Here is a 24,421-nt window from a genome sequence, read left to right on the forward strand (position 1 = left end):
GCAGGTATTATTTTAACTTTGAAGAATAGCCAAAATGGATAAATCGCAACCAAATTATGATGTTGTGGTCGTGGGTGGCGGTATGGTTGGGGCTGCCGCCGCACTTGGGTTAGCACAAACTGGCTGGTCAGTGGCGTTACTGGAGCATGAGGCTCCGCTGCCATTTGAAGCTGAAAGTGCTCCGGATTTGCGAGTTTCTGCGATTGGATGCACGTCGGTGTCTTTGCTTAAACAGCTTGGGGCCTGGTCACCGGTGCAGCAGATGCGCTATGCGCCTTATCGCCGGCTGGAGACATGGGAACAGCCGGGTTCTCAAGTCGTCTTTGATGCGGCCTCGCTGTCTTTACCTGAATTAGGTTTTATGGTCGAGAACCGGGTTTTACAGTTGGCGCTATGGCAACAGATGGCAGAATGCCCCAATTTGACGTTACTGTGCCCATCACGGCTGCAAACGATGGTCAGAGTAGAAGACTACTGGAAAATTACCTTAGATGCGCAGCAAGAGATACAGGGCCATTTAGTGATAGGCGCGGATGGAGCCAATTCTTTGGTGCGTCGTTTAGCCGGAATTGGCACCAGTGGTTGGCAATATCGGCAGTCCTGTATGTTAATTACTGTCGAGACCGATACTGCTCAGCAAGACACCACCTGGCAGCAGTTTTTCCCTTCTGGTCCAAGAGCATTCCTACCTTTGTTTGATAACTGGGCATCATTGGTTTGGTACGACAGCCCGCAGCGCATTCGGCAGCTTCAAATGATGCCGATGGCACAATTGAATCAAGAAATTACCGCAGCTTTTCCGTCCCGTCTGGGGGCCGTTAAGGCCATTGCTGCAGGTTCTTTCCCCTTGGTTCGCCGCCATGCGCAGCAATATGTGCAGCCGGGGTTAGTATTATTGGGCGATGCAGCTCATACCATTAATCCGTTGGCCGGGCAGGGGGTTAATCTGGGATATCGGGATGTGGATGCTTTGCTGGAGGTATTGAATCAGGCCCGCGAACAGGCTGAATCTTGGCACAGTGAGCCGGTGTTATTACGTTATCAGCGCCGTCGCCGTACCGATAATCTGATTATGCAAAGTGGGATGGATGTGTTTTACACTGCATTTAGTAATGATTTACCCGCCGTGAAATTTGCGCGTAATTTGGCACTGATGGCAGCTCAACGCGCCGGTAAACTTAAAGAGCACGCGTTGAAGTATGCATTAGGGTTGTAGATATTTTAATGAATTGTCGCCAGAAAAATTGTTTCCTGGCGACTGTGGGCGCAGTTTTCAACATTTTGTTGAAAAGCAAAACTCAAATGCTGAAAAGCAAAACTCAAATTTCATCGCAGTGAAAAAACAAAATTCAGAAAAGCAAAAAGCCCGCCGAAGCGAGCTTTTCTAAATTTGGCTGGGGTACGAGGATTCGAACCTCGGAATGCTGGAATCAGAATCCAGTGCCTTACCGCTTGGCGATACCCCAAAAGATGGTGGCTACGACGGGAATCGAACCTGTGACCCCAGCATTATGAGTGCTGTGCTCTAACCAGCTGAGCTACGTAGCCATCTTAAAATCTTTAACCTTGAGAAATTGTATGGCTGGGATACCAGGATTCGAACCTGGGAATGCCAGGATCAAAACCTGGTGCCTTACCGCTTGGCGATATCCCAACTGAAATACAATTCTTTTACTGACTTAGTACAACTCGCGTCTAACAGTGTTTGTGTTTAACGACAAACCATTTCAGAGAAATGGCTGGGATACCAGGATTCGAACCTGGGAATGCCAGGATCAAAACCTGGTGCCTTACCGCTTGGCGATATCCCATCTACTGTGACAACCGATGAAAATGGTGCGGGAGGCGAGACTTGAACTCGCACACCTTGCGGCGCTAGAACCTAAATCTAGTGCGTCTACCAATTTCGCCACTCCCGCATACATAAAAAAAGATGGTGGCTACGACGGGAATCGAACCTGTGACCCCAGCATTATGAGTGCTGTGCTCTAACCAGCTGAGCTACGTAGCCATCTTTTTTCTGCACAACCTTCATCGGCGTTGCGGGGCGCATTATGCGTATATGGCCGAATTGCGTCAACTAATTTTTTCCCAAAAAAGCGCTGAAGGGGTTTGTTTGTTTGGCTTGTGAACAGTCTGGTGATTAAAGCAGCACTTATAGTGATTAATTGTTGAATTTGCCAACAAAAGACAAGGCCACCCGTGGGCGGCCTTGAAAGCAACATAGTCGAACAAGCAGAGTCACACCCCGCCATTGGGTTCAATTATTTATAGGCATCCTGATGCACACCTACAGCGCGCCCTGATGGGTCATCCATGCTTTTGAATGATTCATCCCACTCAATAGCTTTAGCTGATGAACATGCGACTGACGGGCCGCCAGGTACGCACTCAGCGGCGCTTGGTAGTGGGAATAACTCTTCAAAAATTTCGCGATACAAATAACCCTCTTTTGAAGACGGCGTATTGTATGGGAAACGGAAATGAGCAGTTTCCATCTGTTGATCAGTGACTTGCTCGGCTGCTTTCTCTTTTAATGTGTCAATCCAGCTGTAACCCACACCATCGGAGAATTGTTCTTTCTGACGCCAGGCGACGCTATGTGGCAGATAAGATTCAAAACATTCACGCAGGACATGTTTTTCCATTTTGCCATTACCGCACATTTTATCCTGTGGGTTAATGCGCATCGCGACATCAAGGAAGTTTTTATCCAGGAAGGGGACTCGGGCTTCAACACCCCAGGCAGACATGGCTTTGTTGGCACGGGCGCAGTCATACATGTGCAGGGCTAATAGCTTGCGCACAGTTTCTTCATGCAATTCTTTGGCGTTCGGTGCTTTGTGGAAATAGAGATAACCACCAAAGACTTCATCAGAGCCTTCACCCGACAGCACCATTTTGATACCCATCGCCTTGATTTTACGTGACATCAAGTACATTGGTGTTGAGGCGCGGATGGTGGTGACATCATAGGTTTCAATGTGATAAATCACATCACGGATGGCATCCAGACCTTCCTGCACGGTGAAATGAATTTCATGGTGCACAGTCCCTAAATGGTTGGCAACTTCTTTGGCCGCACGCAAATCGGGCGAGCCAATCAGGCCAACAGCAAAGGAGTGCAGTTGTGGCCACCAAGCTTCACTGCGCTCATCGTCTTCGACACGGCGAGCGGCAAACTTTTTGGTGATGGCAGAAATCACAGAGGAATCCAGCCCACCGGACAGCAGCACGCCGTAAGGTACGTCAGACATCAAATGACTTTTTACCGCGTCTTCTAATGCGTTCGCCAGTTCAACTTTGTCAGTTACGTTGTTTTTGACATTATCGAAATCAAACCAGTCACGATGATAATATTCGCGAATTTCGCCATCCTGGCTCCACAGATAGCTTCCAGCAGGGAATTCTTTGATGGTGCGGCAAACCGGCACCAAGGCCTTCATTTCGGAAGCAACGAACATATTACCGTGTTCGTCATGGCCCATATACAGCGGGATAATACCCAAATGATCACGGCCAATCAGATAGGCATCTTTTTCTGTATCGTATAAAACGAAAGCGAACATGCCTTGCAAATCATCAAGGAATTCAGGCCCTTTCTCCTGGTACAGTGCCAGAATAACTTCGCAGTCAGACCCGGTTTGGAATTCATAGCGGTCAGCGTATTGCTGGCGCAATGCTTGATGATTATAGATTTCACCATTGACTGCCAGAATGTGCGTGTGAGCAGCATTATACAGTGGCTGAGCACCTGTATTGACGTCAACAATAGATAAGCGTTCATGGGCGAGTATGGCTTTATCATTTGCCCACACACCAGACCAGTCTGGGCCGCGGTGGCGCATTAAACGTGACATTTCCAGCGCTTTTTTGCGTAATTCAATGGGGTCGGTTTTAAGGTCGAGGACCCCGAAAATAGAACACATAATAATCTCCCTAACTTTTCTGCTTTGGCGGTGAGGATGTTGAATTTTAGTCAGTCATCGCTGGAACTGTTTTCTCATACTTGCCTGTGATTGATGCAAGCTATGCCCAATGACGATGCATTCATCCGATTAGTTTGTAGAAAACATGCAAAAAATACGCCAATTTATGATGCTACGGGGAAGTGCGCGCAGCTAACAACCCTGCAGCTTTAAGGACTCAGGGTATAAAAAGAAAATGCGCCAAAAGAGGGCGTAATGGCAAGAAACTTTGGTGCGTTGCACTAAAAAAGGGCGCAACTTGGAAAAGGATAGCGGCGAAAAGGGGAGTATGGCGGCCATGACCGCCAACTGAAATTAGATGATGTCAATTTCTGCAACGGAGGGGTAAACATAGCTTGGGCGGAATGGCATCGCTTCAATATCCGTTAATGTCGAGACACCGGATAGCACCAAAATAGTCTCAAGACCCGCCTGGAAGCCCGCCAAAATATCAGTACGCAGGTTATCCCCCACAATGACGGTGCTTTCTGAATGCGCCTGCATTTTATTCAGTGCAGCACGGATAATCCATGGGCTAGGTTTGCCGACATAAAATGGCTTACGGCCAGAAATTTTCTCGATAGGTGCACACAATGCGCCACAGGCCGGTGAAAAACCGTGACCATGGCTATCGGGGTTGGTGGCAATAAAACGCGCCCCATTGGCGACGAAATAGGCCGCTTTATGCATCATATCCCAGTTGTATGAGCGGGTTTCACCCACAATCACAAAATCAGGATTGATATCAGTAATGGTAAAACCTGCTTTATACAATTCGTGAACTAATGCGCCTTCACCCACCACATAGGCTTTTTTACCATCTTGACGGCGCAGAAAATCGGCCGTTGCCATTGCTGAGGTATAAAAAGCACTTTCCGGCACTTCCAGCCCCGCAGAATGAAAACGGTTAGCCAGATCCTGAGCTGTTTGTGAGGGATAGTTGGTCAAAATAACCAGCGGCATTCCGGCTTCTTGAATTCGGGCCAGAAATACATCAGCACCGGGTACTGGGTGATTATCATGCAACAATACACCATCGATATCGCAAATAACGCTTTTAATTGTCATTGTTTAAATTACTCTTTTAGCCGCAGCAATGAGCCACTATAACATGGCCGATGGTGAAGTTGACCCTGCCAAAGTCTTATCTATAAGGGATTAATTTTCTAACAAGCGTTGCAGTAATACGCCGTTCAACATGGCGCGCTTGGCCAAGGCAAAAGCCCCAATGGCTGATTGATGGTCAAGCTGAGAAGTGACCACGGGGAGATTTTGGCGGAAGTTTTTCAGCACTTGTGTATTTATGCAACCTTGAATGGCGGGGAGCAGGATTTTATGGGCTTCAATAATTTCCCCGGCAATCACGACTTTTTGCGGGTTAAACAAGTTGATCGCAATGGAGATGGCTTTCCCCAAGTAGCGGCCGACGTGTTCAATCACCTCACTTGCCAGCAAATCGCCTTTGTTCGCAGCCTTGCAGATGGCACTAATATGGCAATCATCCAAGGTTAACTTGCTCGGATAGCCCTGCGTGAGCAAGTGGCGTACGCGGTTTTCAATAGCCGCATTAGATGCCACGGTTTCCAGGCAACCAAAATTACCGCAATAGCAGCGCTCGCCAAGGGGATCAATTTGAATATGGCCTATCTCACCTACGTTGCCATTGCTGCCTAAAAATATTTGGCTGTTAACAATGATACCGGCGCCAGTACCGCGGTGCAGACGAACCAAAATGGAGTCTTCGCAGTCACGGGTTGCACCAAAATAGTGCTCAGCCAGTGCCAAACTACGAATATCGTGGCCGACGAAGCTGGTGACATTAAACCGATTTTGCAGATTTTCGACTAACGGCCAGTTGCTAATATTGATATGTGGCATATAGCGCACGATACCTTTGCTCGGCTCAACTAATCCGGGGAGAATGACGGCGATGGCGATCAGTTCACGTAATTTGCGCTGATAAGCTTCAATAAACTGACTGATTATATTAAATAATGCGTGTTCGAGAGTTTCTTGTGTGCGCTCAGGTAGGGGATAGTGCTCTTCACCCAGCGACTTACCGCTCATATCAAACAGTGTGATAGTGGCATCATGGCGGCCCAAACGGACAGCGATGGTATGGAATTGGCGATTTTCGGTCACGATAGAAATCGCCCGGCGACCACCGGTGGAGGCTTGCTGATCGACTTCTTTGATCAGCCCGCGCTCCAACAGTTGACGAGTAATTTTGGTGACACTGGCGGGAGCTAGCTGGCTGAGATCGGCAATTTGAATGCGCGAAATCGGGCCTTGCTGATCAATAAGCCGATAAACAACGGCGCCATTGAGTTGTTTCACAAGATCCACATTACCAATTTGTGACTGTACGCCGGTGCTCATCAATAAAATTACTCGCTTATTTTAAAACCTCGTTGCCGTTAACGATGGTTTTAGTGATTTTATAATCGCGGGTAAAGGCAGTCAGGTTGGCCACTTTGCCAGCTTCAATACTCCCTAACTGCTTATCCACGCCAATCGCGCGGGCCGCATAAAGTGTCGCCATGCGCAATGCTTCGTCCAGTGCAATGCCAACATGCTCAACACTATTTTGTACCGCTTCTATCATGGTCAGTGCTGAACCGCTTAGTGTGCCATTCTCATCCACACATAAACCATTGCGATAGTATATTGTTTTACCAGCAAAAATAAATTGATCAATTTCAGCACCCGCGCCAGCCGGAGCAGTTGCATCAGTGACCAGCACCAACTTTTCGCCTTTCAGCTTCTTCGCATTACGAATGTTGGCCCAATCTACATGTAACCCATCAGCAATGACGCCAGTGTACACTTCTGGCGTGTCGAAAATTGCCCCAATCAGGCCCGGTTCGCGCCCAGAGATGTAAGGCATTGCATTATAAAGATGCGTGGCAAAGCGGATACCGGCGGCAAAACCTTGACGAGCTTGCGGATATGTCGCATTTGAATGACCGGCAGAAACCAAAATACCGGCTTCTGTCAGCTGACGAATATATTTGGTGTCAACCATTTCTGGAGCCAAAGTCACTTTGGTTATGACATCAGCATTGGCACACAGATAATCAATCATTTCAGCGCTAGGTTTACGGATAAACGCCGGGTTATGAGTGCCTTTTTTCTGTGGGCTAATATAAGGCCCCTCCAGATGCAGGCCTAAAGCCTGATGCTGGTTTTTTTGCAGATATGCACGCATGACATCAATGCCGTGCTTCATATATTCATCACTGCAAGTAATCAGTGTTGGCAGGAAGCTGGTGCATCCTGACTTTTCATTCGCGCGCTGCATGATTTCCAGCGTCTTTTCGGAGATGGCCTCAAGCGAATCATTGAATTGCACACCACCACAGCCATTAAGCTGAACATCAATAAAACCGGGGGCCAGAATGGCACCACCTAAGTCGCGTACCTCAATGCCAGCCGGAAGTTCATCGGCAGGACAGATACGTTCGATCAATCCGTTAGCCACGACAACAGCGTGATTATCCAGTACTTCATGGCTGGTATAAATACGGCCGTGAGTTAAAGCGTACATCTTAGCCCCCTAATGATTTTTACAGATTCTTGATGTTTTCAGCTTCTAACTCGCTGAAATATTTTACAGTTTTAACCTTCAATTCCATCGTCGATGGTTCATCGCACACCACGATGGCTTTAGCATGCAGTTGCAGGCAACTGATGGTCCACATGTGGTTGATGCTGCCTTCGACTGCGGCTTGCAAGGCTTGCGCTTTACCGCGACCGGTCACCAGAATCATCACTTCTTCAGCATCTAACAATGTGCCTACACCGACGGTAAGTGCATATTTCGGCACGAGGTTTGCATCACCACCAAAGAAGCGTGAGTTCGCGATGCGAGTTTCTTCGGTCAGGGTTTTGATGCGGGTGCGAGAGGCTAAAGAAGAGGCCGGTTCATTAAAGGCAATGTGGCCATCAACACCCACGCCACCCATGAACAGGTTAATTTTGCCGTAAGACTTCATTTTTTCTTCGTAACGACGACATTCTTCATCGATATCAGGCGCGTTACCATTCAGCAGATTGATATTTTCAGCAGGGATATCGACATGATCAAAGAAGTTTGTGTGCATGAAGGTGTAGTAGCTTTCTGGGTGCTCTTGCGGCAACCCAACATATTCATCCATGTTGAAAGTGACCACATTCTTGAAGCTAACTTCGCCTGCTTTATACAGCGCAACCAAGTGCTTATACGCTTCCATCGGTGTGCCGCCAGTGGGCAGACCCAGTACAAATGGACGCTCGGCGGTTGGTTTAAATGCATTGATGCGGTTAACGATATAACGTGCGGCCCATTTACCAACTTCTGTGGTGTTTTTCAGTGGGATAAGTCTCATCTTGCACCTCTTTGATTACTAATAGTGGCTATACTCTACGCGGATTGAATCATTCAGATAAGCGTAACTCAGATTTTGACTCATGCGCTGGTACAATGCTTTGTTCATTTTTCGAATGATAAAATAAGTTTTGTGTCATGGCTAGTGCATTGGTGCTTTTTGACTGGTTTTTGGTGACATTTATCACAAAATAGGGGGTTTTAATTTGCGTTACGAAATAAATTTTTTACACTCCGCAATGAGTAATACGTGCCGTGAATAAATAGAAAGTGTGCCATGCGTTTTTCTAAAAGGTAGTGAGTCAAATAAATAAACTACTTAAAGGGTCCGATATCGGACGAATAGGGGGAAAGGTGAATATTCTTAGTTACTTGCAAAAAGTAGGTCGGGCTCTGATGGTCCCAGTGGCCACACTGCCTGCAGCCGCGATACTGATGGGTGTGGGCTACTGGATAGACCCGGTCAGCTGGGGTGGTGATAATGCGCTAGCGGCATTGTTTATCAAGTCCGGTGCCGCCATCATCGATAATATGTCCGTGCTGTTCGCCATTGGTGTGGCTTATGGTATGTCAAAAGATAAAGACGGTGCTGCTGCACTGACCGGCTTTGTAGGCTTCCTGGTATTGACGACTCTGTGTTCGCCAGCCGCGGTTTCGATGATTCAAAAGATTCCGGTTGATCAGGTTCCTGCTGCTTTCGGCAAAATCAACAACCAGTTCGTGGGTATCCTGGTGGGTATCATCTCAGCTGAGTTGTACAACCGCTTCAGCAGCGTTGAATTGCCAAAAGCACTCTCTTTCTTCAGCGGTCGCCGTCTGGTTCCGATTCTGACGTCTTTCCTGATGATCGTGGTTGCCTTCATTCTGATGTACGTTTGGCCACTGATTTATAACGCATTGGTGACTTTCGGCGAATACATCAAAGATATGGGTTCTGTGGGCGCGGGTATCTATGCTTTCTTCAACCGCTTGCTTATCCCTGTCGGTCTGCATCATGCCCTGAACTCTGTGTTCTGGTTTGACGTTGCTGGTATTAACGATATTCCTAACTTCCTGGGTGGCCAACAGTCCATCGATAGTGGTAAAGCTGTTGTCGGTATCACTGGTCGTTATCAGGCTGGTTTCTTCCCAATCATGATGTTTGGTTTACCGGGTGCTGCGCTGGCGATTTATCACTGTGCCCGTCCGGAAAACAGAGCGAAAGTGGCGGGTATCATGTTGGCGGGGGCATTTGCTGCCTTCTTTACCGGTATCACTGAGCCGCTTGAATTCTCCTTCATGTTCGTGGCTCCAGTGTTGTACTTCATCCACGCCGTGCTGACCGGTATTTCTGTGTTCATTGCAGCCAGTATGCACTGGATTGCAGGTTTTGGTTTCAGCGCCGGTCTGGTGGATATGGTGTTGTCTTCGCGTAACCCGCTGGCGACACATTGGTACATGTTGATCCCGCAAGGTCTGGTGTTCTTCGCTATTTACTACGTGGTATTCCGTTTCACCATCAAGAAATTCAACTTGCTGACTCCAGGCCGTGAACTGGCTGTTGAAGGCAGTGAAGAAGATGGTTATGACGTCAATGTTGATAAGACACCTGAAGTTAACGAAAGCGAAATTAATGGTTTAGCGCGTCGTTACATTAGTGCCATTGGCGGTTCAGATAACCTGACAGGTATTGATGCTTGCATCACCCGTCTGCGTTTGAACGTGAAAGATTCTGCATTGGTCAATGACAGTGTCGCCAAGCGTTTAGGCGCTTCAGGTGTTATTCGTCTGAACAAACAAAGTGTGCAAGTGATTGTGGGGACCCGTGCGGAACTGATTGCTTCGGCAATGCGTACGGTATTGGCTGGTGGCCCGGTTCCTGCGGCAAGTAGCTCTGCTGCTCCTGCTGCGGCCAAGCCTCAGGCGGTCATTAACACCACAAAAACAGCTTCCCTGGTATTGGTTTCTCCAATTACTGGTGATGTTGTCGCTTTGGCAGAAGTTCCTGACGAAGCCTTTGCCAGCAAAGCGGTAGGTGAGGGTATTGCTATTCGTCCGACGGATAAAATAGTGGTTTCTCCGGCGAACGGCACCATCGTAAAAATCTTCAATACTAACCATGCCTTCTGCCTGGAAACTGAAACCGGCGCTGAAATTGTGGTTCATATCGGGATTGATACGGTGAAACTGAACGGCCAGGGCTTTGCACGGCTGGTTGAAGAAGGTGCCACTGTGGTTGCTGGGCAACCGGTATTGGAGCTGGACTTGGCTTATCTGAATGCTAATGCGCGCTCAATGATTAGCCCAGTTGTCGTCAGTAATATTGATGATTATGCCGGTATCTCGGTATTGGCGGGGGGTTCTGTGGTTGCCGGCCAAAGCCAGTTGTTTGAGATCCAAGGCAAATAACTTGAGATCCAAGGTAAATAATGAGTTTAAGATTCGCAGTGAAAAAGTGCTGATGTACTGAGTCACTGGCCTGAGTTTTAATCAAAGCAGCGGGAAGAGAGCGATCTCTTCCCGTTTTTTTGTTTTATTTCCTGTAACAAACGGTTGTTTCCGGGCCGGGCTTGTTGGATTATATGCGGTTATATTTGTTGCGTTTGCATTGAGGAATAGAACAATGAGTGAGGCAGAAGCCCGCCCGAGTAATTTTATCCGTCAGATCATTGACGAAGATTTAGCCAGCGGCAAACACACGTCGGTTCATACCCGCTTTCCGCCTGAGCCAAACGGCTACTTGCATATTGGTCATGCGAAGTCTATTTGCCTGAATTTTGGTATTGCACAAGACTATCAGGGCCAATGCAACCTGCGTTTTGATGACACCAACCCGGTGAAAGAAGATGTCGAGTTCGTCGAGTCGATTAAACGCGATGTCGAGTGGCTAGGCTTCACCTGGAGCGGTGATGTCCGTTACTCCTCAGACTATTTTGATCAATTGTTCCAGTACGCTGTAGAGCTGATTAACAAGGGCTTGGCGTATGTGGATGAACTGACTGCCGAGCAGATGCGCGAATATCGCGGCACGCTGACCGCACCGGGTAAAAATAGCCCTTATCGCGATCGCAGTGTGGAAGAAAACTTGGCACTGTTTGAGAAGATGCGTGCCGGTGGTTTTGCTGAAGGCACCGCTTGCTTGCGCGCTAAAATCGACATGGCCTCACCTTTTATGGTCATGCGTGATCCGGTGTTGTATCGCATTAAGTTTGCTGAGCATCACCAGTCAGGTAACAAGTGGTGCATCTACCCGATGTATGACTTTACCCATTGTATTTCTGATGCGATCGAAGGAATTACCCATTCACTCTGTACTTTAGAGTTCCAGGATAACCGTCGCTTGTATGATTGGGTGCTGGATAATATCTCCATTGAATGTCATCCGCGTCAGTATGAGTTTTCTCGCCTGAATCTCGAATACTCCATTATGTCGAAGCGTAAGCTGAACCAATTGGTGACCGAGAAAGTGGTAGAGGGTTGGGATGACCCCCGTATGCCGACCATCTCTGGCTTACGTCGTCGTGGCTACACCGCAGCATCAATCCGTGAATTCTGCCGCCGTATTGGTGTCACCAAGCAGGATAACAACGTTGAGATGATGGCGCTGGAATCCTGTATCCGTGATGATCTGAACGAAAATGCGCCACGGGCTATGGCCGTTCTTGACCCCATCAAGGTGGTTATCGAGAACCGTGCGCCAGGGGAAGAGTGGCTGACCATGCCAAATCACCCGAATAACCCGGATATGGGCACCCGCCAGGTACCTTTCGACAGTGAGATTTATATTGATCGCGCTGATTTCCGTGAAGAAGCGAATAAGCAATACAAGCGCTTGGTTCTGGGTAAAGAAGTGCGCCTGCGTAATGCTTATGTGCTCAAAGCTGAGCGTGTTGAAAAAGACGCAGAAGGCAATGTCACGACACTTTATTGCAGCTATGACGCAGAGACTTTAAACAAAGACCCTGCTGATGGGCGTAAAGTGAAAGGCGTTATTCATTGGGTTTCAGTCAAGCATGCATTGCCAGCGGAAATCCGTTTATATGACCGTTTGTTTAGTGTGCCAAACCCAGCGGCGGCGGAAGATTTCTTATCCACCATCAACCCTGAGTCTTTGATTATCCGTCAGGGCTTTGTTGAACCAAGCTTGGCTGATGCGACGCCAGAAAGAACCTATCAGTTTGAAAGAGAAGGTTATTTCTGTGCGGATAGTCGCTATTCACGCCCCGATGCGTTGGTGTTTAACCGCACTGTGGGTCTGCGTGATACCTGGGCTGCTAAGGTGACTAACTAATTTTATACTCGTCATACTTCAAGCCGCATGTGCGTTGGCTTCGCTCAATAACCCGAATCACTTACTACAGTAAGCTCATCGGGATTATCTCGCTTGCCGCCTTCCTGCGACTCGAATTATTTAGAGTATAATTGCTGGATTTACCTTAATTGGCGTGGCTTAGTCCACGCCTTTTTTATGCCCATTATAGGGTTATTGTTAGTTTTACTAAACACGGCCCTATCCTTTCAATTTTCTCTCTTTCCCATCCTCTTCTTTGGTCAATCTCGACTGATTGTATTCTTTTCCCTCCTTTGAGTGGCTGTCTGTAAGTCTTTCTTAAATATTCGCTTTACGAATTAACTAAGTAAATAACACCATTTTAATCGGATAAATCTTATGTTTTATTGGTTAAGCTGAAACCATTCAAGATGTCAATATGAGACGATTTTGCTTTATAAATATCCTCTTATGCATTGTTTTTTAAGCTTTTGTGAACTCTGTAATATTTTTTCATAGTTATGTGCTCATTGTCATACTTTGAATAATTAGCTCCTTTTTTGATTGATAATTCGCGTCGCGAAAAATAGTCTATCTTCCAGCAACAAGCTTCGTGAGTGTGTATTTCGACAGCGAAGTTTGTTTTTTATGAGCAACTGCTGGTGGAGGTTTCTTCCCAGCAAAACTTTACCCACTAGGGTTTTTTGAGGCTAAACCTGTGAGCTGTGGTGGACACAGGGACGGCACTTTAAATGTGATGTCAAAGAGGAATTTTTTCATATGGTTACGCACGGTGCTAAACGTAAAACATTAGCGCTCGCAGTCGCGGGTGCATTGTTAGGAACGGGGTTTATGGCAGCCCCTGAAGCCAAGGCAGAAGGCTTTGTTGATGATTCATCACTGACGGGTGGTATTTACTATTGGCAGCGTCAGCGTGACCGTAAGGATTTAACGCCGGGTAGCGCAGAGTATGGCAAGTATGTCGCTAACCTGCATCACTCCACCTTTAACGCCAATCTCGATTTCTCATCCGGCTATGCCGCAGATATCTTCGGTATTGATTTAGCGGCTTTCGGCGCAGTTGAAATGACTAACAGCGGCCCAGCGGCCCCAAACGAAATTGGCTTCAGTGATGCCAAAACCCGTTGGGATGAAAAATGGACCGGCGATAAGAGTGGCGTCAGTATTTACAAAGCAGCAGCCAAATTTAAATTAGGTGATTTCTGGGCGCGTGGTGGTTATATCCAACCGACTGGCCAGACACTGTTAGCTCCACACTGGAGCTTTATGCCAGGCACCTATCGTGGTGCTGAAGGCGGCGCGAAATTTGATTTTGATACAGCGGGCGCACTGTCCATGTCTTACATGTGGACTGATGAATATAAAGCGCCTTGGTATCAGAATATGTACAACTTCCGTCAAGCTGATGGTAAGACCGGCATAAGTTACCTGCACTCAATTGGTGCCAAATACGACTTTAAAAACAAGCTGGTACTGGAAACCGCATTCGGTCAAGCCAAAGATTACATGGACCAATACTTTGCTAAAGCCTCTTATGCTTTCCCAGTTGCGGGTAATGATCTACGGACTTCTTATCAATTCTACGGTGCGAAAGACAAAGTCGATGGCGGTTTCAAAGATGTTAATGACGTCTATGACGGCCTTGCCTGGCTGCAAGCATTGACTCTCGGCTATACCACTGGGCCATTTGATTTACGCCTGGAGGGGACTTGGGCCAAAGCTGACGGTAACCAAGGCTATTTCCTGCAACGTATGACCCCAGGCTACGCAACCTCCAATGGTCGCTTGGACGTGTGGTGGGATTCCCGCTCTGACTTCAACGCCAACGGCGAAAAAGCGCTGTTTGGTGGCGTGATGTATGACCTGAAAAACTGGAATATGGCCGGTTGGTCAGTCGGGACTTCTTATGCTTATGGTTGGGATGCCAAACCAAGCACCAATCCAATTTATGACCAGAATGTGCGTTTGAAAGAATCTGCATGGAACTTTGACGTGCTGTATACCCTGCAAGAAGGCCGGGCGAAAGGCACATTATTCAAACTGCATTACACCATGTATGACAACCACACCAATATCCCAAGCTATGGTGGCGGTTTCGGCAACGTATTCCAGGATGAAAAAGACGTCAAATTCATCGTGATCGCGCCATTTACTATCTTCTGATTTTACCCCGTTTGATTGCCATCCCCGGCCACCGTGCCGGGGACATAATGGAGTGCCACCATGAAAAAAGTCCTTTTTATCATTGCCGCAGTAATGGGATTAAGTGCTTGCGCCACACAAGGCCCAGTCCAGCCGGAAGACAGCAAACTTAAGCAAGCTTACAGTGCTTGTATCAATGCCAGCGAAGGCCAACCAGAAAGATTGATCCCGTGTCAGGCGGTGCTGAACGTCTTGAAACAAGAAAAAGCACATCAAGCTTTTACGGACAAAGAGACTGTCCGGGTATTGGATTATCAGCGTTGTATTGATGCAGCCCATACCGGCAATGGTCAAGCCTATGACGCGCAGTGTGGCAAGCTGTGGCAAGAAATTCGCAAAAACAATTAATTAAGTTCACGACAAAAGTTGAACTAACAATAATGACTGCCAGTAGCGATTTTGGCAGTGATTATTCATTACGGATGAGGTTAGTGATGAACAAATTCAGATTGAACGCGTTAGCGGCAATAACCGCAACCTTTGGCTTGATGGGGTACGCGCATGCGGACACCACTAACCAACAGCTTGTGGATCAACTCAGCACGTTGAAAGTTAACTATAAAATACTAGATAACCGCGCTGCTGAAAATGGCGTGGATTGTGCCAAGTTGGGGGCTGACTGGGCATCATGTAATAAGGTCTTGATTACTTTGACCAACACCGGGGATGAGATCAAAGGCCAAGATTGGGCCATTTACTTCCACAGCATCCGTCGGATTCTGACTACCGATGACGACCAATTCAAAATTACTCACCTGACTGGCGACCTGCATAAAATTGAACCTACCGCTAAATTCACTGGCTTCCCCGCCAATCAGGCGGTTGAAATCCCGATCACCGGCGAATACTGGCAGTTATTTGCCACTGACTTTATGCCGCGTTGGTATGCCACTTCAGGTGATGCGAAACCAAAAGTCCTGAAAAGCACCGATACTGAGGATATTAATGAATATCTGACTCAGTTTACTGGCGATCAGTGGAAGCGCACTAAAGACGACAATAATGTGCTGATGACGCCGGAATCCCGTTTTGTTAAAAACGAAGCAGTGAAAAGGTTGGCAGCAGCTAACCTGCGCGGGCAGATTATCCCGACGCCGATGGAAGTGAAGATTCACAAACAAGATGCTGATTTGAGTCAAGGCGTTGCTCTTGACCTGAGCGCTTTACCAAAACCAGCCGCTGATGCTGCACAACAGCGTTTTGAGTTACTGGGTTTGAAGTCGGATTCTGCTGGCTTCCCGATTAAAACGCTGATTCAACCGTCTGCTTTTAAAGGTGATTTAGCCGTTTCTGGTGCCTATGAGCTGAAAATCGGCGAAAAAGGGGCGCAAGTCATAGGTTTTGACCCTGCTGGGGTGTTCTACGGTTTGCAATCGATTCTTTCTTTAGTGCCGGTTGACGGTAGCAAGAAGATTGCAACATTGGAGGCCAAAGATGCGCCGCGCTTTGAATATCGTGGTGTCTTCCTGGATGTCGGGCGTAACTTCAAAACCAAAGATGCGGTGCTGCGTTTACTCGATCAAATGGCCGCTTACAAGCTGAACAAATTCCATTTCCACCTCAGTGATGATGAAGGCTGGCGTATTGAGATCCCAGGTTTGCCAGAACTGACGGATGTCGGTAGCAAACGTTGCCACGATTTAACGGAAACCACCTGTTTATTGCCACAATTGGGTTCTGGCCCGGATAGCAATAATCTGGGTTCCGGCCATTTTACCCGCGCTGATTACATCGATATTCTCACATACGCTAAAGCGCGTCAGATTGATGTCATTCCTGAAATTGATATGCCAGCCCATGCTCGTGCGGCCGTGGTATCAATGGAAGCCCGCTACAACAATTTGATGAAGCAGGGCAAAGAAAAAGAAGCCAACGAATTCCGTCTGGTTGACCCGACTGATGATTCTCAAACGACCTCGGTTCAACTGTATGAGCGCAAAAGTTATCTCAACCCATGTCTGGATTCTTCTAAGCGCTTTGTCGACAAAGTGATCGGCGAAATGGCTCAGATGCATAAAGAAGCCGGTATGCCGCTAAACACTTGGCATTTTGGCGGCGATGAGGCCAAGAACATCCGTCTGGGGGCCGGGTTCCAGGACAAAAATAGCCCGATTGAGCCGGGCAAAGGCATCATTGATAAGAGTGTTGAAGATAAGCCGTGGGCCAAATCACAGGTTTGTCAGGACATGGTCAAGCAAGGAAAAATTCAGGATGTTGAGCATCTTTCCAGCCACTTCGCCATTGAAGTCAGCAAGCTGGTGAATGCCCACGGCATCGAAAAAATGCAAGCCTGGCAAGATGGCCTTAAAGATGCCAAAGATTCGAAAGATTTTGCGACCAAACGTGTGGGCGTTAACTTCTGGGATACCCTCTATTGGGGCGGGGCCGATTCAGTCAATGATTGGGCCAATAAAGGCTATGAAGTGGTCGCGTCCAACCCAGATTATGTCTATTTCGACATGCCGTATGAAGTTAACCCAAATGAACGCGGTTATTACTGGGCAACTCGCTTCAACGACGAAGCCAAAGTCTTTAGTTTCGCGCCGGATAACATGCCGCAAAATGCTGAAACCTCGGTCGACCGCGACGGTAATCACTTCAGCGCCAAGAGTGATAAACCTTGGCCGGGTGTGCACGGTATTTCAGGCCAATCATGGAATGAAACTGTTCGGACTGACGAACAGATGGAATACATGATTTTTCCGCGGGTATTACCACTGGCCGAACGTGCCTGGCATCGTGCGCCATGGGAGCAAGATTATAAAGCGGGCCGCGAGTACAAAGGTGGCGAAACCCATATGGTCGATACTAAGGCGTTGAACTCAGATTGGCAGCGTTTTGCCAATATTATGGGACAACGTGAATTGGCGAAACTGGATAAAGCCGGTGTTGCTTACCGCTTACCGGTTCCGGGGGCGCGTGTCGTTACAGGGGAGTTGGAAGCTAACATTTCCTTGCCGGGGCTGATTATCGAGTATTCCACTGATGGCGGTAAGCAATGGCAGAAATATGATGTCAAAGCCCAACCTAAAGTCAGCGGTGACGTGTTGATTCGCTCGACAAGTCCGGATGGTAAACGTAGTAGCCGTGCGGAGCCGGTTAAAGTCTGATTATTGCTGTCAAAGTGCTGTGTCTGATGTTAACTCCTGTTTGCCAGGCTTTTATACCCGTTATACTTCAAGCTGCATGTGCGTTGGCTGTCTTTGTTCGCCCCAGTCACTGACTTGTGTCAGCTCCTAGGGATTCGCTCAATTGCCGCCTTCCTGCAACTCGAATTATTTAGGGTATAGGTAAACAACATTATGTGAAGTTGAGTTGATGGTTTTTTCCCCGGCGAGTCCGGGGTTTTTTTTGTTTCAAATTCATGTGAATGGCCATTAAATGAGTAATGAAAAAATGAATTTGTCACGAAGAGAGGGATGCAGGAGATCAGTAACAAAAATGACCACCTGACTCCCAACTGAAATAACTTGTGGGAAAGGCGGCCATCTTGCGAATTGCTTATTTCAGCATTATGTGAAAATCTTTATATGATCAATGAGATAAAACCATATTATTTTGGATCGTGCGCAGACTCGTCTTCACGGCAATTGCCAGTGGCACAGTGGCCATAGAGATACAGGCTATGATTGGTCAGCTTGATGCCATGCTTTTCAGCAATATCACGTTGCTGTTTTTCAATCTCTTCATTGCTAAATTCAATCACTTTGCCGCAATCCAAGCAAATCAGATGATCGTGATGATGCTGTTGCGTCAATTCAAAGACTGATTTACCGCCTTCGAAATTGTGGCGGGTCACAATACCAGCATCATCAAACTGGTTCAGTACGCGGTAAACCGTCGCCAGACCAATTTCTTCACCGATATCGATCAGCTTTTTATAAAGATCTTCCGCGCTGACGTGATGGTTAACCGGATCTTGTAACACTTCCAGAATCTTAAGCCGGGGCAGCGTTACTTTAAGGCCTGCATTTTTTAAGGCTTTGTTGTTGTCAGTCATGCGGATTCAGTCCTATTACTATCGATTCAAATTAAGGCCGTTCAGCCTATGACATCCGTGGCGCAATATTCTCAATTGCGTCTCATTATAGAACTGCTAGCCCCAAATGAAAACCGTGGTTGTTAACAAAGATATAATTGCACACTTTGCCCCATTAATCATGCAATGTATTGATGGGTGGGATTGTTGCATCATTTAAGTATATGGTTGCTGGGTGTAACGTTACAAATTTGTAGCGGTTTATTTTCATTTTGCACGGATGAATATGCGGATCTGTGGGCGGCTTAACAAGTCTATTCGTCATCCTTCAAGCTGCATGTGCGTTGGCTGCTCTCGTTACTCGGCCAGTCAATGATTCGGGCCTCACTCACTTGCCGCTTTCCTGCAACTCGAATTATTTAGGGTATATAGCGAGAGGCGTTAGAGGTAACGGAAACGCGGTTTGATGTTTAACATCACCCTCGCGTTTCCGACACGGCAAGTTAACCGGTAATTTCAGCGAGATTCAGTTCTTCACTGATCTGTTTTACCCAAGCGCTAACACGTTCATTCGTCAATTCTGGCTGGCGATCTTCATCAATAGCTAAACCGACAAAGTGATCATCATCCGCCAAGCCTTTGGAGGCTTCGAAGTGGTAGCCTGCGGTTGGCCAGTGGCCGACAATAGCAGCACCGCGTGGTTCGATGATATCGCGCACAGTCCCCATCGCATCACAGAAATATTCTGCGTAATCTTCTTGGTCGCCGCAACCGAACAACGCGACCAGCTTGCCGTTGAAATCGATCTCTTCCAGTGTCGGGAAGAAATCATCCCAATCACACTGGGCTTCACCGTAATACCAGGTTGGGATACCGATCAGCAGAATATCGAAGCTTTCTAAATCTTCTTTGCTGCTTTTGGCAATGTCATGAACCTCAGCAACATCTTTGCCCAGTTGCTTTTGGATCATCTTGGCAATGTTTTCGGTATTGCCAGTATCGCTGCCAAAGAAAATGCCTACAGTTGCCATATAACTTAATACCCTTAAATTCAAATAGTTATGCAAATTACTGAGCGCTCTGCCCAATAATATAACACATGTATAGGGCCATATAATGCCAGAAAATCTCGCCAGGCCGATATCAAGTTTATGCGATATAAAATTTTTGTGAGTCGCTCAACCTTATAACGTCATTGCCGATAACCTTCATGTAACCGAAAGGTTGCAATTTGCGGTGCCAGGGGGGAAACCGTCAAATGAAAATTTGCCGGGAAAGGAGTTGTCGTTAGCTGTATGGAACGTCCTTTATTGCTTTTCGGTCATCAAATAACACCAGGATTTTAACGGTAAGTATCCGATATATAAGGGGAACTAACATGCAGTTTTTAAGAAATATTACCATCAGAGCCGCACTACTTTGGGTGCTTGGGGCTTTTTGCCTGCTATGGGGCGGAGTATCGGGTTATACATTGTTATCACTGAATCAACTAACACAATCCACTAATGCCAGCAGTGTGTTGGTTGAAAATATGAATTTGGTCAATCAGGGGACGGATCAATATTTTCGGATGGTTACACGCCTGGCCCGTTCAGTAGATTATCGACAGGGCGGTAATATTGCGGATGCCGATAAAGAACTCAAATCATCCAATGTTGCACTTGAGAATCTGAAAAAAAAGTTGGCGCAGTTTAAAGCCATCGACCATGCACAAATTGACCCCGCATTGGTGAATGGGGTGATTGATGGGTGGAGCGGATTAATTGATCAGGGTGTGACGCCGCTGTATCAGGCGGCAATGGATAACAATAGCGCGGTCTATGAGGACTTAGCCAAAAAAACAGTGCCAGCGCTAAGTCGCCAATATGGATCTGTTGCGGAGGATTTTAATCATGCCGCCTCTAAAGCCATCGGTGTGGCTAAAGAGCAATTTGCTCGTCTGACCAAAATCAGTAGCATGATATTAATCTCTGCTTTGGTGGCGGGATTAGTGATTTTGCTAGTAACGGATCGCTACCTGGTCATCAACATGGTGCGCCCGCTGGATAATATTCGCGCACATTTTCGGGTGATTGCTTCAGGCCAGCTTGGGCAGCCCATCGCGGATTTTGGTCGTAACTGTGTCGGGCAATTGTTTCCACTGCTACGTGATGTGCAGGCCAGTTTAGCTAACACGGTAAAAGCTATCCGCAGCAGCACGGATGGGATTTATCACGGGGCGGCAGAAATTTCTGCCGGTAATACGGATTTATCATCGCGCACTGAGCAGCAGGCGGCGGCGTTGGAAGAGACAGCCGCGAGTATGGAGCAGTTGACGGCAACGGTAAAACACAATGCAGATAATGCACATCACGCCAGTCAACTGGCGGCAAATGCTTCTATCACCGCCAAAAAAGGGGGGGCGCTGGTGGCCGATGTGGTGCATACCATGGATGATATCTCCGCTAGTTCACGCAAAATAGCCGAAATTACCACGGTAATTAACAGTATTGCTTTCCAGACCAATATTCTGGCACTAAATGCCGCCGTTGAAGCGGCCAGAGCCGGAGAGCAAGGTCGGGGGTTCGCCGTGGTCGCCAGTGAAGTCCGCAATCTTGCTCAGCGCAGTGCACAGGCGGCGAAAGAGATTGATAGCTTAATAACCGAATCAGTAAGCCGTGTTAGCAGCGGTTCGGCATTGGTAGAAAGTGCCGGGATAACTATGGATGAAATTGTTCGTTCCATCACCAATGTCACCGATTTAATGGGCGAGATAGCCTCGGCGTCTGATGAGCAAAGTAAAGGCATCACTCAGGTCGGGCAGGCGGTGGCGGAGATGGACAGTGTGACTCAGCAAAATGCTGCGCTGGTGCAGCAAGCTTCCCGAGCGGCGGCTTCGCTGGAGGAACAGGCGGCTCAGTTAAACCAAGCGGTAGCCGTGTTTAAATTGCGGTCAGATGATGAGCGAGCCAAACCGGTAACCAAACCTCGGGCTACGGTTTTAGCGGCGACGCCGACGAGTAAGGTGGATAACAACACAAACTGGGAAACTTTCTAGCTCTATTTTTCAAAGACTGTTTTTCAAAAACGACTGTAAGGATATTGGCGTGGCGTAATCACTTACGCCACGCCGTCGTGATAACCGATGGGGGTAAAACCAATGGGGGTAAAACCAATGGGGTTGAAACCAATGGGGGCTAAAACCGACAGGATTAAAACCCTTTTTGTGAGTGTTCTAATTGAGCCAGTAACATCTGTTCAATCAGTTCACTACGGCTGATGTTACGCTGCTCAGCAAGGCTATTGAGAGCATCGACGGCATCGGCATTAATCTTCAGTTCCACGCGTCGTAAGCCACGTACTTTATCGCGCCGTAGTTGATTTCGCTTATTAATTCTAAGCTGTTCATCACGGGATAATGGGTTTGTTTTCGGGCGCCCCGGACGGCGTTCATCTGCGAACAGATCCAGCGTCGTGCGATCCGTTTGTTCTTTTGCCATAGGTAGCGGTACTACAAGGGATTTACATCAGAAATTTCTGATGATTCGGTTTACACGTTTCAGGCCGATACCTTCATTAGTTGACATCGCTCATAACCCTGCAATGTCAACTAATTTCAGTATGAACTAACAGCCTGAATTTGCATTTGCCACCAAACTCCGCAGCAAATTTATAGCGCGCCATAATACCCTAGCCAACCGAGCAACGACAATGCTTTACTGTGATTAGATTGGTCTAATTCATTCTTTTTTGCACAATTTTTCCACAGGAAATACATTTCTTTTCCCCAGGGTATGATTTTTAATCAACATCCATTGCGCGCGGTTCATTTTTTGTTCAGCACTATTTTTCGCCGCGGCTGTTTTCAGTGATAAAACAGCTTTAATCTATAAATCGGTGAATTGCGCGTAACACAGAATCCGGTTTTTCCGCATGAACCCAGTGGCCGGTTCCGGCAACGACATGAGCTCGGGCTTGCGGAAACTGGCGCGCAATCTCATCGCGATAACTGTCTTGAATATAGGGCGACAGTTCACCGCGAATAAACAAAATAGGGTGTGAGCTAGGGGGGATCGGCTGCCAGCCAACAATATTTTCGTATTGATCCCACAATGCGGGCACGTTAAACCGCCATTCTCCATTGTGGAATGATTTCAATAAGAACTGAATAACGCCGTCTTCTTTTATGAATTCGCGCATCAACTGAGCGGCTTCCTGGCGTTGCGTCACCCCTGCGGCACTGACCGCATTAAGGGCGGCGAAAATGGTTTCATGGCGGCGCACTTGATAATTGATCGGCGCGATATCTATCGCGACCAGTTTTTCAATGCGCTCGGGTGCGATTGGCGTCATGGCCATTGCCACTTTACCGCCCATGGAATGGCCGATAATAATCGCTTTTTCTATCCTGAGGTTATCCATCAACTCCAGCACATCCTGCGCCATGCAAGGGTAATTCACTGTGGGTGAGCGAGGGGATAAACCGTGGTCGCGCAAATCGACCTGAATCACGTCATGGTCTTGATGTAAGTCACGGGCCAGTACCCCGAGGTTATCCAAGTTACCAAATAGCCCATGGATCAGAATAATGGGTAGGGAAGGGCTAGGAGAAAGTGCATTTTGTAAGCGGAAGTTTAATTTCATGGCGATGTTCATACAGAGAGACATTCTGCTTAGGTTAGCATGACTGAATGTACTTGAAACCAAAAGTGAGAATGAATGTTATCTGCCATTATCCGGGCAGATAAATCAATCAATCCTTTCTGTGGTTAGTATTTCTACAGCATCTTCATCCTATGAGGTTCTCCAATTTAAGTATTGGTCACTGCTGCTCTTGGATGCTGATAAATAACCCTCTGCTGCTTAATTACCTATCTAATCATGCTGTTTAGTGATCCAATCATATTGGCGGCAATCCAAAGTCATTGAGGGGAAAGTTGGATGCCCCCCTAGAGTCTGTTAATCTAACGGAAAGTGGCGAAGTATCGTGAAACCAGATGGTTGAAAAATGTAGATCAAAATTAAATTTTTCATGAACTGTCATAAAGAATATATAAAAATCAATTGAATTATTGTTTTGGATAAAGATGAAAACTATTGAACTCGACGAAGAGCTTTATCGCTATATCGCCAGCCATACGCAACACATTGGTGAGAGCGCGTCCGATATTTTGCGGCGCATGTTGAAGTTTACGGCCGGTCAGCCGATACCCAGCTTATCTACTCATAACTTATCAGCTAATAATGAAGTAGCCAAAATAGCGCCAGCTTCGGCGCCACGGGATCGCGTACGCGCAGTCCGTGAGTTGCTGCTGTCCGATGAGTATGCTGAGCAAAATAGGGCGGTTAACCGCTTTATGTTGGTGTTATCAACACTTTATACCCTGGATGCACAGGCATTTGCCGAGGCGACCGAATCTTTACATGGCCGTACTCGAGTTTATTTTGCTGGTGACCAACAGACTTTGTTGCAAAACGGGACACACACCAAGCCCAAACATGTCCCCGGTACGCCATACTGGGTGATTACTAATACCAATACCGAGCGTAAACGCAGTATGGTGCAACATATCATGCTGACAATGCAGTTCCCGCCAGACTTGACCGATAAAGTGTGCGGGACTATCTAATTTCGTTGAAACAATACCCAAACAACT

General features: G+C 47.3%; 17 protein-coding genes and 6 tRNA genes. 8 read left to right on the forward strand and 15 right to left on the reverse strand.

From position 1 onward, the window contains the following. Positions 1 to 34 precede the first annotated feature (34 nt). Positions 35 to 1,216 (forward strand): 3-demethoxyubiquinol 3-hydroxylase, encoded by a 1,182-nt coding sequence (ubiF, locus tag OP863_RS06350; RefSeq protein WP_145589759.1) that lies wholly within the window; start codon positions 35 to 37, stop codon positions 1,214 to 1,216. 175 nt (positions 1,217 to 1,391) lie between these two features. Here ubiF and OP863_RS06355 read toward each other — a convergent pair. The 11 genes from OP863_RS06355 to nagB form a co-directional block, all read right to left on the reverse strand. Further along, positions 1,392 to 1,466: transfer RNA gene (locus OP863_RS06355), tRNA-Gln, on the reverse strand. Between the two features lie 5 nt (positions 1,467 to 1,471). Beyond that, a tRNA-Met gene (locus tag OP863_RS06360) sits at positions 1,472 to 1,548 on the reverse strand. A gap of 31 nt (positions 1,549 to 1,579) precedes the next feature. Then, a tRNA-Gln gene (locus OP863_RS06365) sits at positions 1,580 to 1,654 on the reverse strand. Between the two features lie 82 nt (positions 1,655 to 1,736). Further along, positions 1,737 to 1,811, reverse strand: a tRNA-Gln gene (locus OP863_RS06370). Positions 1,812 to 1,834: 23 nt separating this feature from the next. Continuing rightward, positions 1,835 to 1,919 (reverse strand) — tRNA-Leu (locus tag OP863_RS06375). Positions 1,920 to 1,934: 15 nt separating this feature from the next. Further along, positions 1,935 to 2,011, reverse strand: a tRNA-Met gene (locus OP863_RS06380). 253 nt (positions 2,012 to 2,264) lie between these two features. Then, positions 2,265 to 3,929 carry an asparagine synthase B gene (gene asnB, locus OP863_RS06385; protein WP_004390582.1) on the reverse strand — a complete coding sequence of 555 codons (1,665 nt, stop codon included), beginning with the start codon at positions 3,927 to 3,929 and terminating at the stop codon, positions 2,265 to 2,267. 354 nt (positions 3,930 to 4,283) lie between these two features. Further along, positions 4,284 to 5,036 carry an HAD-IIA family hydrolase gene (locus OP863_RS06390; protein ID WP_038634749.1) on the reverse strand — a complete coding sequence of 251 codons (753 nt, stop codon included), beginning with the start codon at positions 5,034 to 5,036 and terminating at the stop codon, positions 4,284 to 4,286. Between the two features lie 90 nt (positions 5,037 to 5,126). After that, the gene (nagC, locus tag OP863_RS06395) at positions 5,127 to 6,347 is read right to left on the reverse strand and encodes a DNA-binding transcriptional regulator NagC (RefSeq protein WP_050291447.1); all 1,221 of its coding nucleotides are present in this window, start codon (positions 6,345 to 6,347) and stop codon (positions 5,127 to 5,129) included. 16 nt (positions 6,348 to 6,363) lie between these two features. After that, the gene (gene nagA, locus OP863_RS06400; protein ID WP_038634744.1) at positions 6,364 to 7,515 is read right to left on the reverse strand and encodes an N-acetylglucosamine-6-phosphate deacetylase; all 1,152 of its coding nucleotides are present in this window, start codon (positions 7,513 to 7,515) and stop codon (positions 6,364 to 6,366) included. 19 nt (positions 7,516 to 7,534) lie between these two features. After that, positions 7,535 to 8,335 carry a glucosamine-6-phosphate deaminase gene (gene nagB, locus OP863_RS06405; protein WP_145589758.1) on the reverse strand — a complete coding sequence of 267 codons (801 nt, stop codon included), beginning with the start codon at positions 8,333 to 8,335 and terminating at the stop codon, positions 7,535 to 7,537. 353 nt (positions 8,336 to 8,688) lie between these two features. Here nagB and nagE point away from each other — a divergent pair, with 353 nt between their 5' ends. From nagE to OP863_RS06430, 5 genes are all read left to right on the forward strand, one after another. Further along, positions 8,689 to 10,722: an N-acetylglucosamine-specific PTS transporter subunit IIBC gene (nagE, locus tag OP863_RS06410; RefSeq protein WP_265525989.1), complete on the forward strand. Its 2,034-nt coding sequence runs from the start codon at positions 8,689 to 8,691 to the stop codon at positions 10,720 to 10,722. Between the two features lie 214 nt (positions 10,723 to 10,936). Beyond that, a complete protein-coding gene (gene glnS, locus OP863_RS06415; RefSeq protein ID WP_265525990.1) occupies positions 10,937 to 12,604 on the forward strand; it encodes a glutamine--tRNA ligase in 1,668 nt (555 codons plus the stop codon). Between the two features lie 759 nt (positions 12,605 to 13,363). After that, positions 13,364 to 14,767 (forward strand): chitoporin ChiP, encoded by a 1,404-nt coding sequence (gene chiP / locus OP863_RS06420; RefSeq protein ID WP_050291445.1) that lies wholly within the window; start codon positions 13,364 to 13,366, stop codon positions 14,765 to 14,767. A 60-nt stretch (positions 14,768 to 14,827) separates the two neighbouring features. Next, positions 14,828 to 15,154: a ChiQ/YbfN family lipoprotein gene (gene chiQ / locus OP863_RS06425; RefSeq protein ID WP_038634731.1), complete on the forward strand. Its 327-nt coding sequence runs from the start codon at positions 14,828 to 14,830 to the stop codon at positions 15,152 to 15,154. 86 nt (positions 15,155 to 15,240) lie between these two features. Beyond that, the gene (locus OP863_RS06430; RefSeq protein WP_265525991.1) at positions 15,241 to 17,916 is read left to right on the forward strand and encodes a beta-N-acetylhexosaminidase; all 2,676 of its coding nucleotides are present in this window, start codon (positions 15,241 to 15,243) and stop codon (positions 17,914 to 17,916) included. A 443-nt stretch (positions 17,917 to 18,359) separates the two neighbouring features. Here the strand turns inward: OP863_RS06430 and fur are convergent, their stop codons facing one another. After that, a complete protein-coding gene (gene fur, locus OP863_RS06435; protein ID WP_004390570.1) occupies positions 18,360 to 18,806 on the reverse strand; it encodes a ferric iron uptake transcriptional regulator in 447 nt (148 codons plus the stop codon). A gap of 482 nt (positions 18,807 to 19,288) precedes the next feature. Beyond that, positions 19,289 to 19,816 carry a flavodoxin FldA gene (gene fldA / locus OP863_RS06440; protein WP_145591821.1) on the reverse strand — a complete coding sequence of 176 codons (528 nt, stop codon included), beginning with the start codon at positions 19,814 to 19,816 and terminating at the stop codon, positions 19,289 to 19,291. A gap of 347 nt (positions 19,817 to 20,163) precedes the next feature. On the opposite strand from fldA, the gene OP863_RS06445 reads away from it, so the two are divergent. Then, positions 20,164 to 21,822 (forward strand): methyl-accepting chemotaxis protein, encoded by a 1,659-nt coding sequence (locus OP863_RS06445; protein ID WP_265525992.1) that lies wholly within the window; start codon positions 20,164 to 20,166, stop codon positions 21,820 to 21,822. A gap of 154 nt (positions 21,823 to 21,976) precedes the next feature. Here OP863_RS06445 and ybfE read toward each other — a convergent pair whose 3' ends face one another. Together ybfE and ybfF are read right to left on the reverse strand one after the other, a co-directional pair. Continuing rightward, entirely contained in the window at positions 21,977 to 22,264 is a 288-nt protein-coding gene (gene ybfE, locus OP863_RS06450; RefSeq protein WP_004390567.1) for a LexA regulated protein, read from the reverse strand. A gap of 382 nt (positions 22,265 to 22,646) precedes the next feature. Further along, on the reverse strand, positions 22,647 to 23,408 hold the full coding sequence (gene ybfF / locus OP863_RS06455; RefSeq protein WP_145589752.1) for an esterase: 762 nt from the start codon (positions 23,406 to 23,408) through the stop codon (positions 22,647 to 22,649). Between the two features lie 443 nt (positions 23,409 to 23,851). On the opposite strand from ybfF, the gene seqA reads away from it, so the two are divergent. After that, entirely contained in the window at positions 23,852 to 24,394 is a 543-nt protein-coding gene (gene seqA, locus OP863_RS06460) for a replication initiation negative regulator SeqA (RefSeq protein WP_038634715.1), read from the forward strand. The last annotated feature ends 27 nt before the right edge of the window (positions 24,395 to 24,421 follow it).

It is taken from the genome of Yersinia sp. SCPM-O-B-9106 (C-191), from assembly GCF_026183365.1.
Taxonomy (GTDB): domain Bacteria; phylum Pseudomonadota; class Gammaproteobacteria; order Enterobacterales; family Enterobacteriaceae; genus Yersinia; species Yersinia rochesterensis.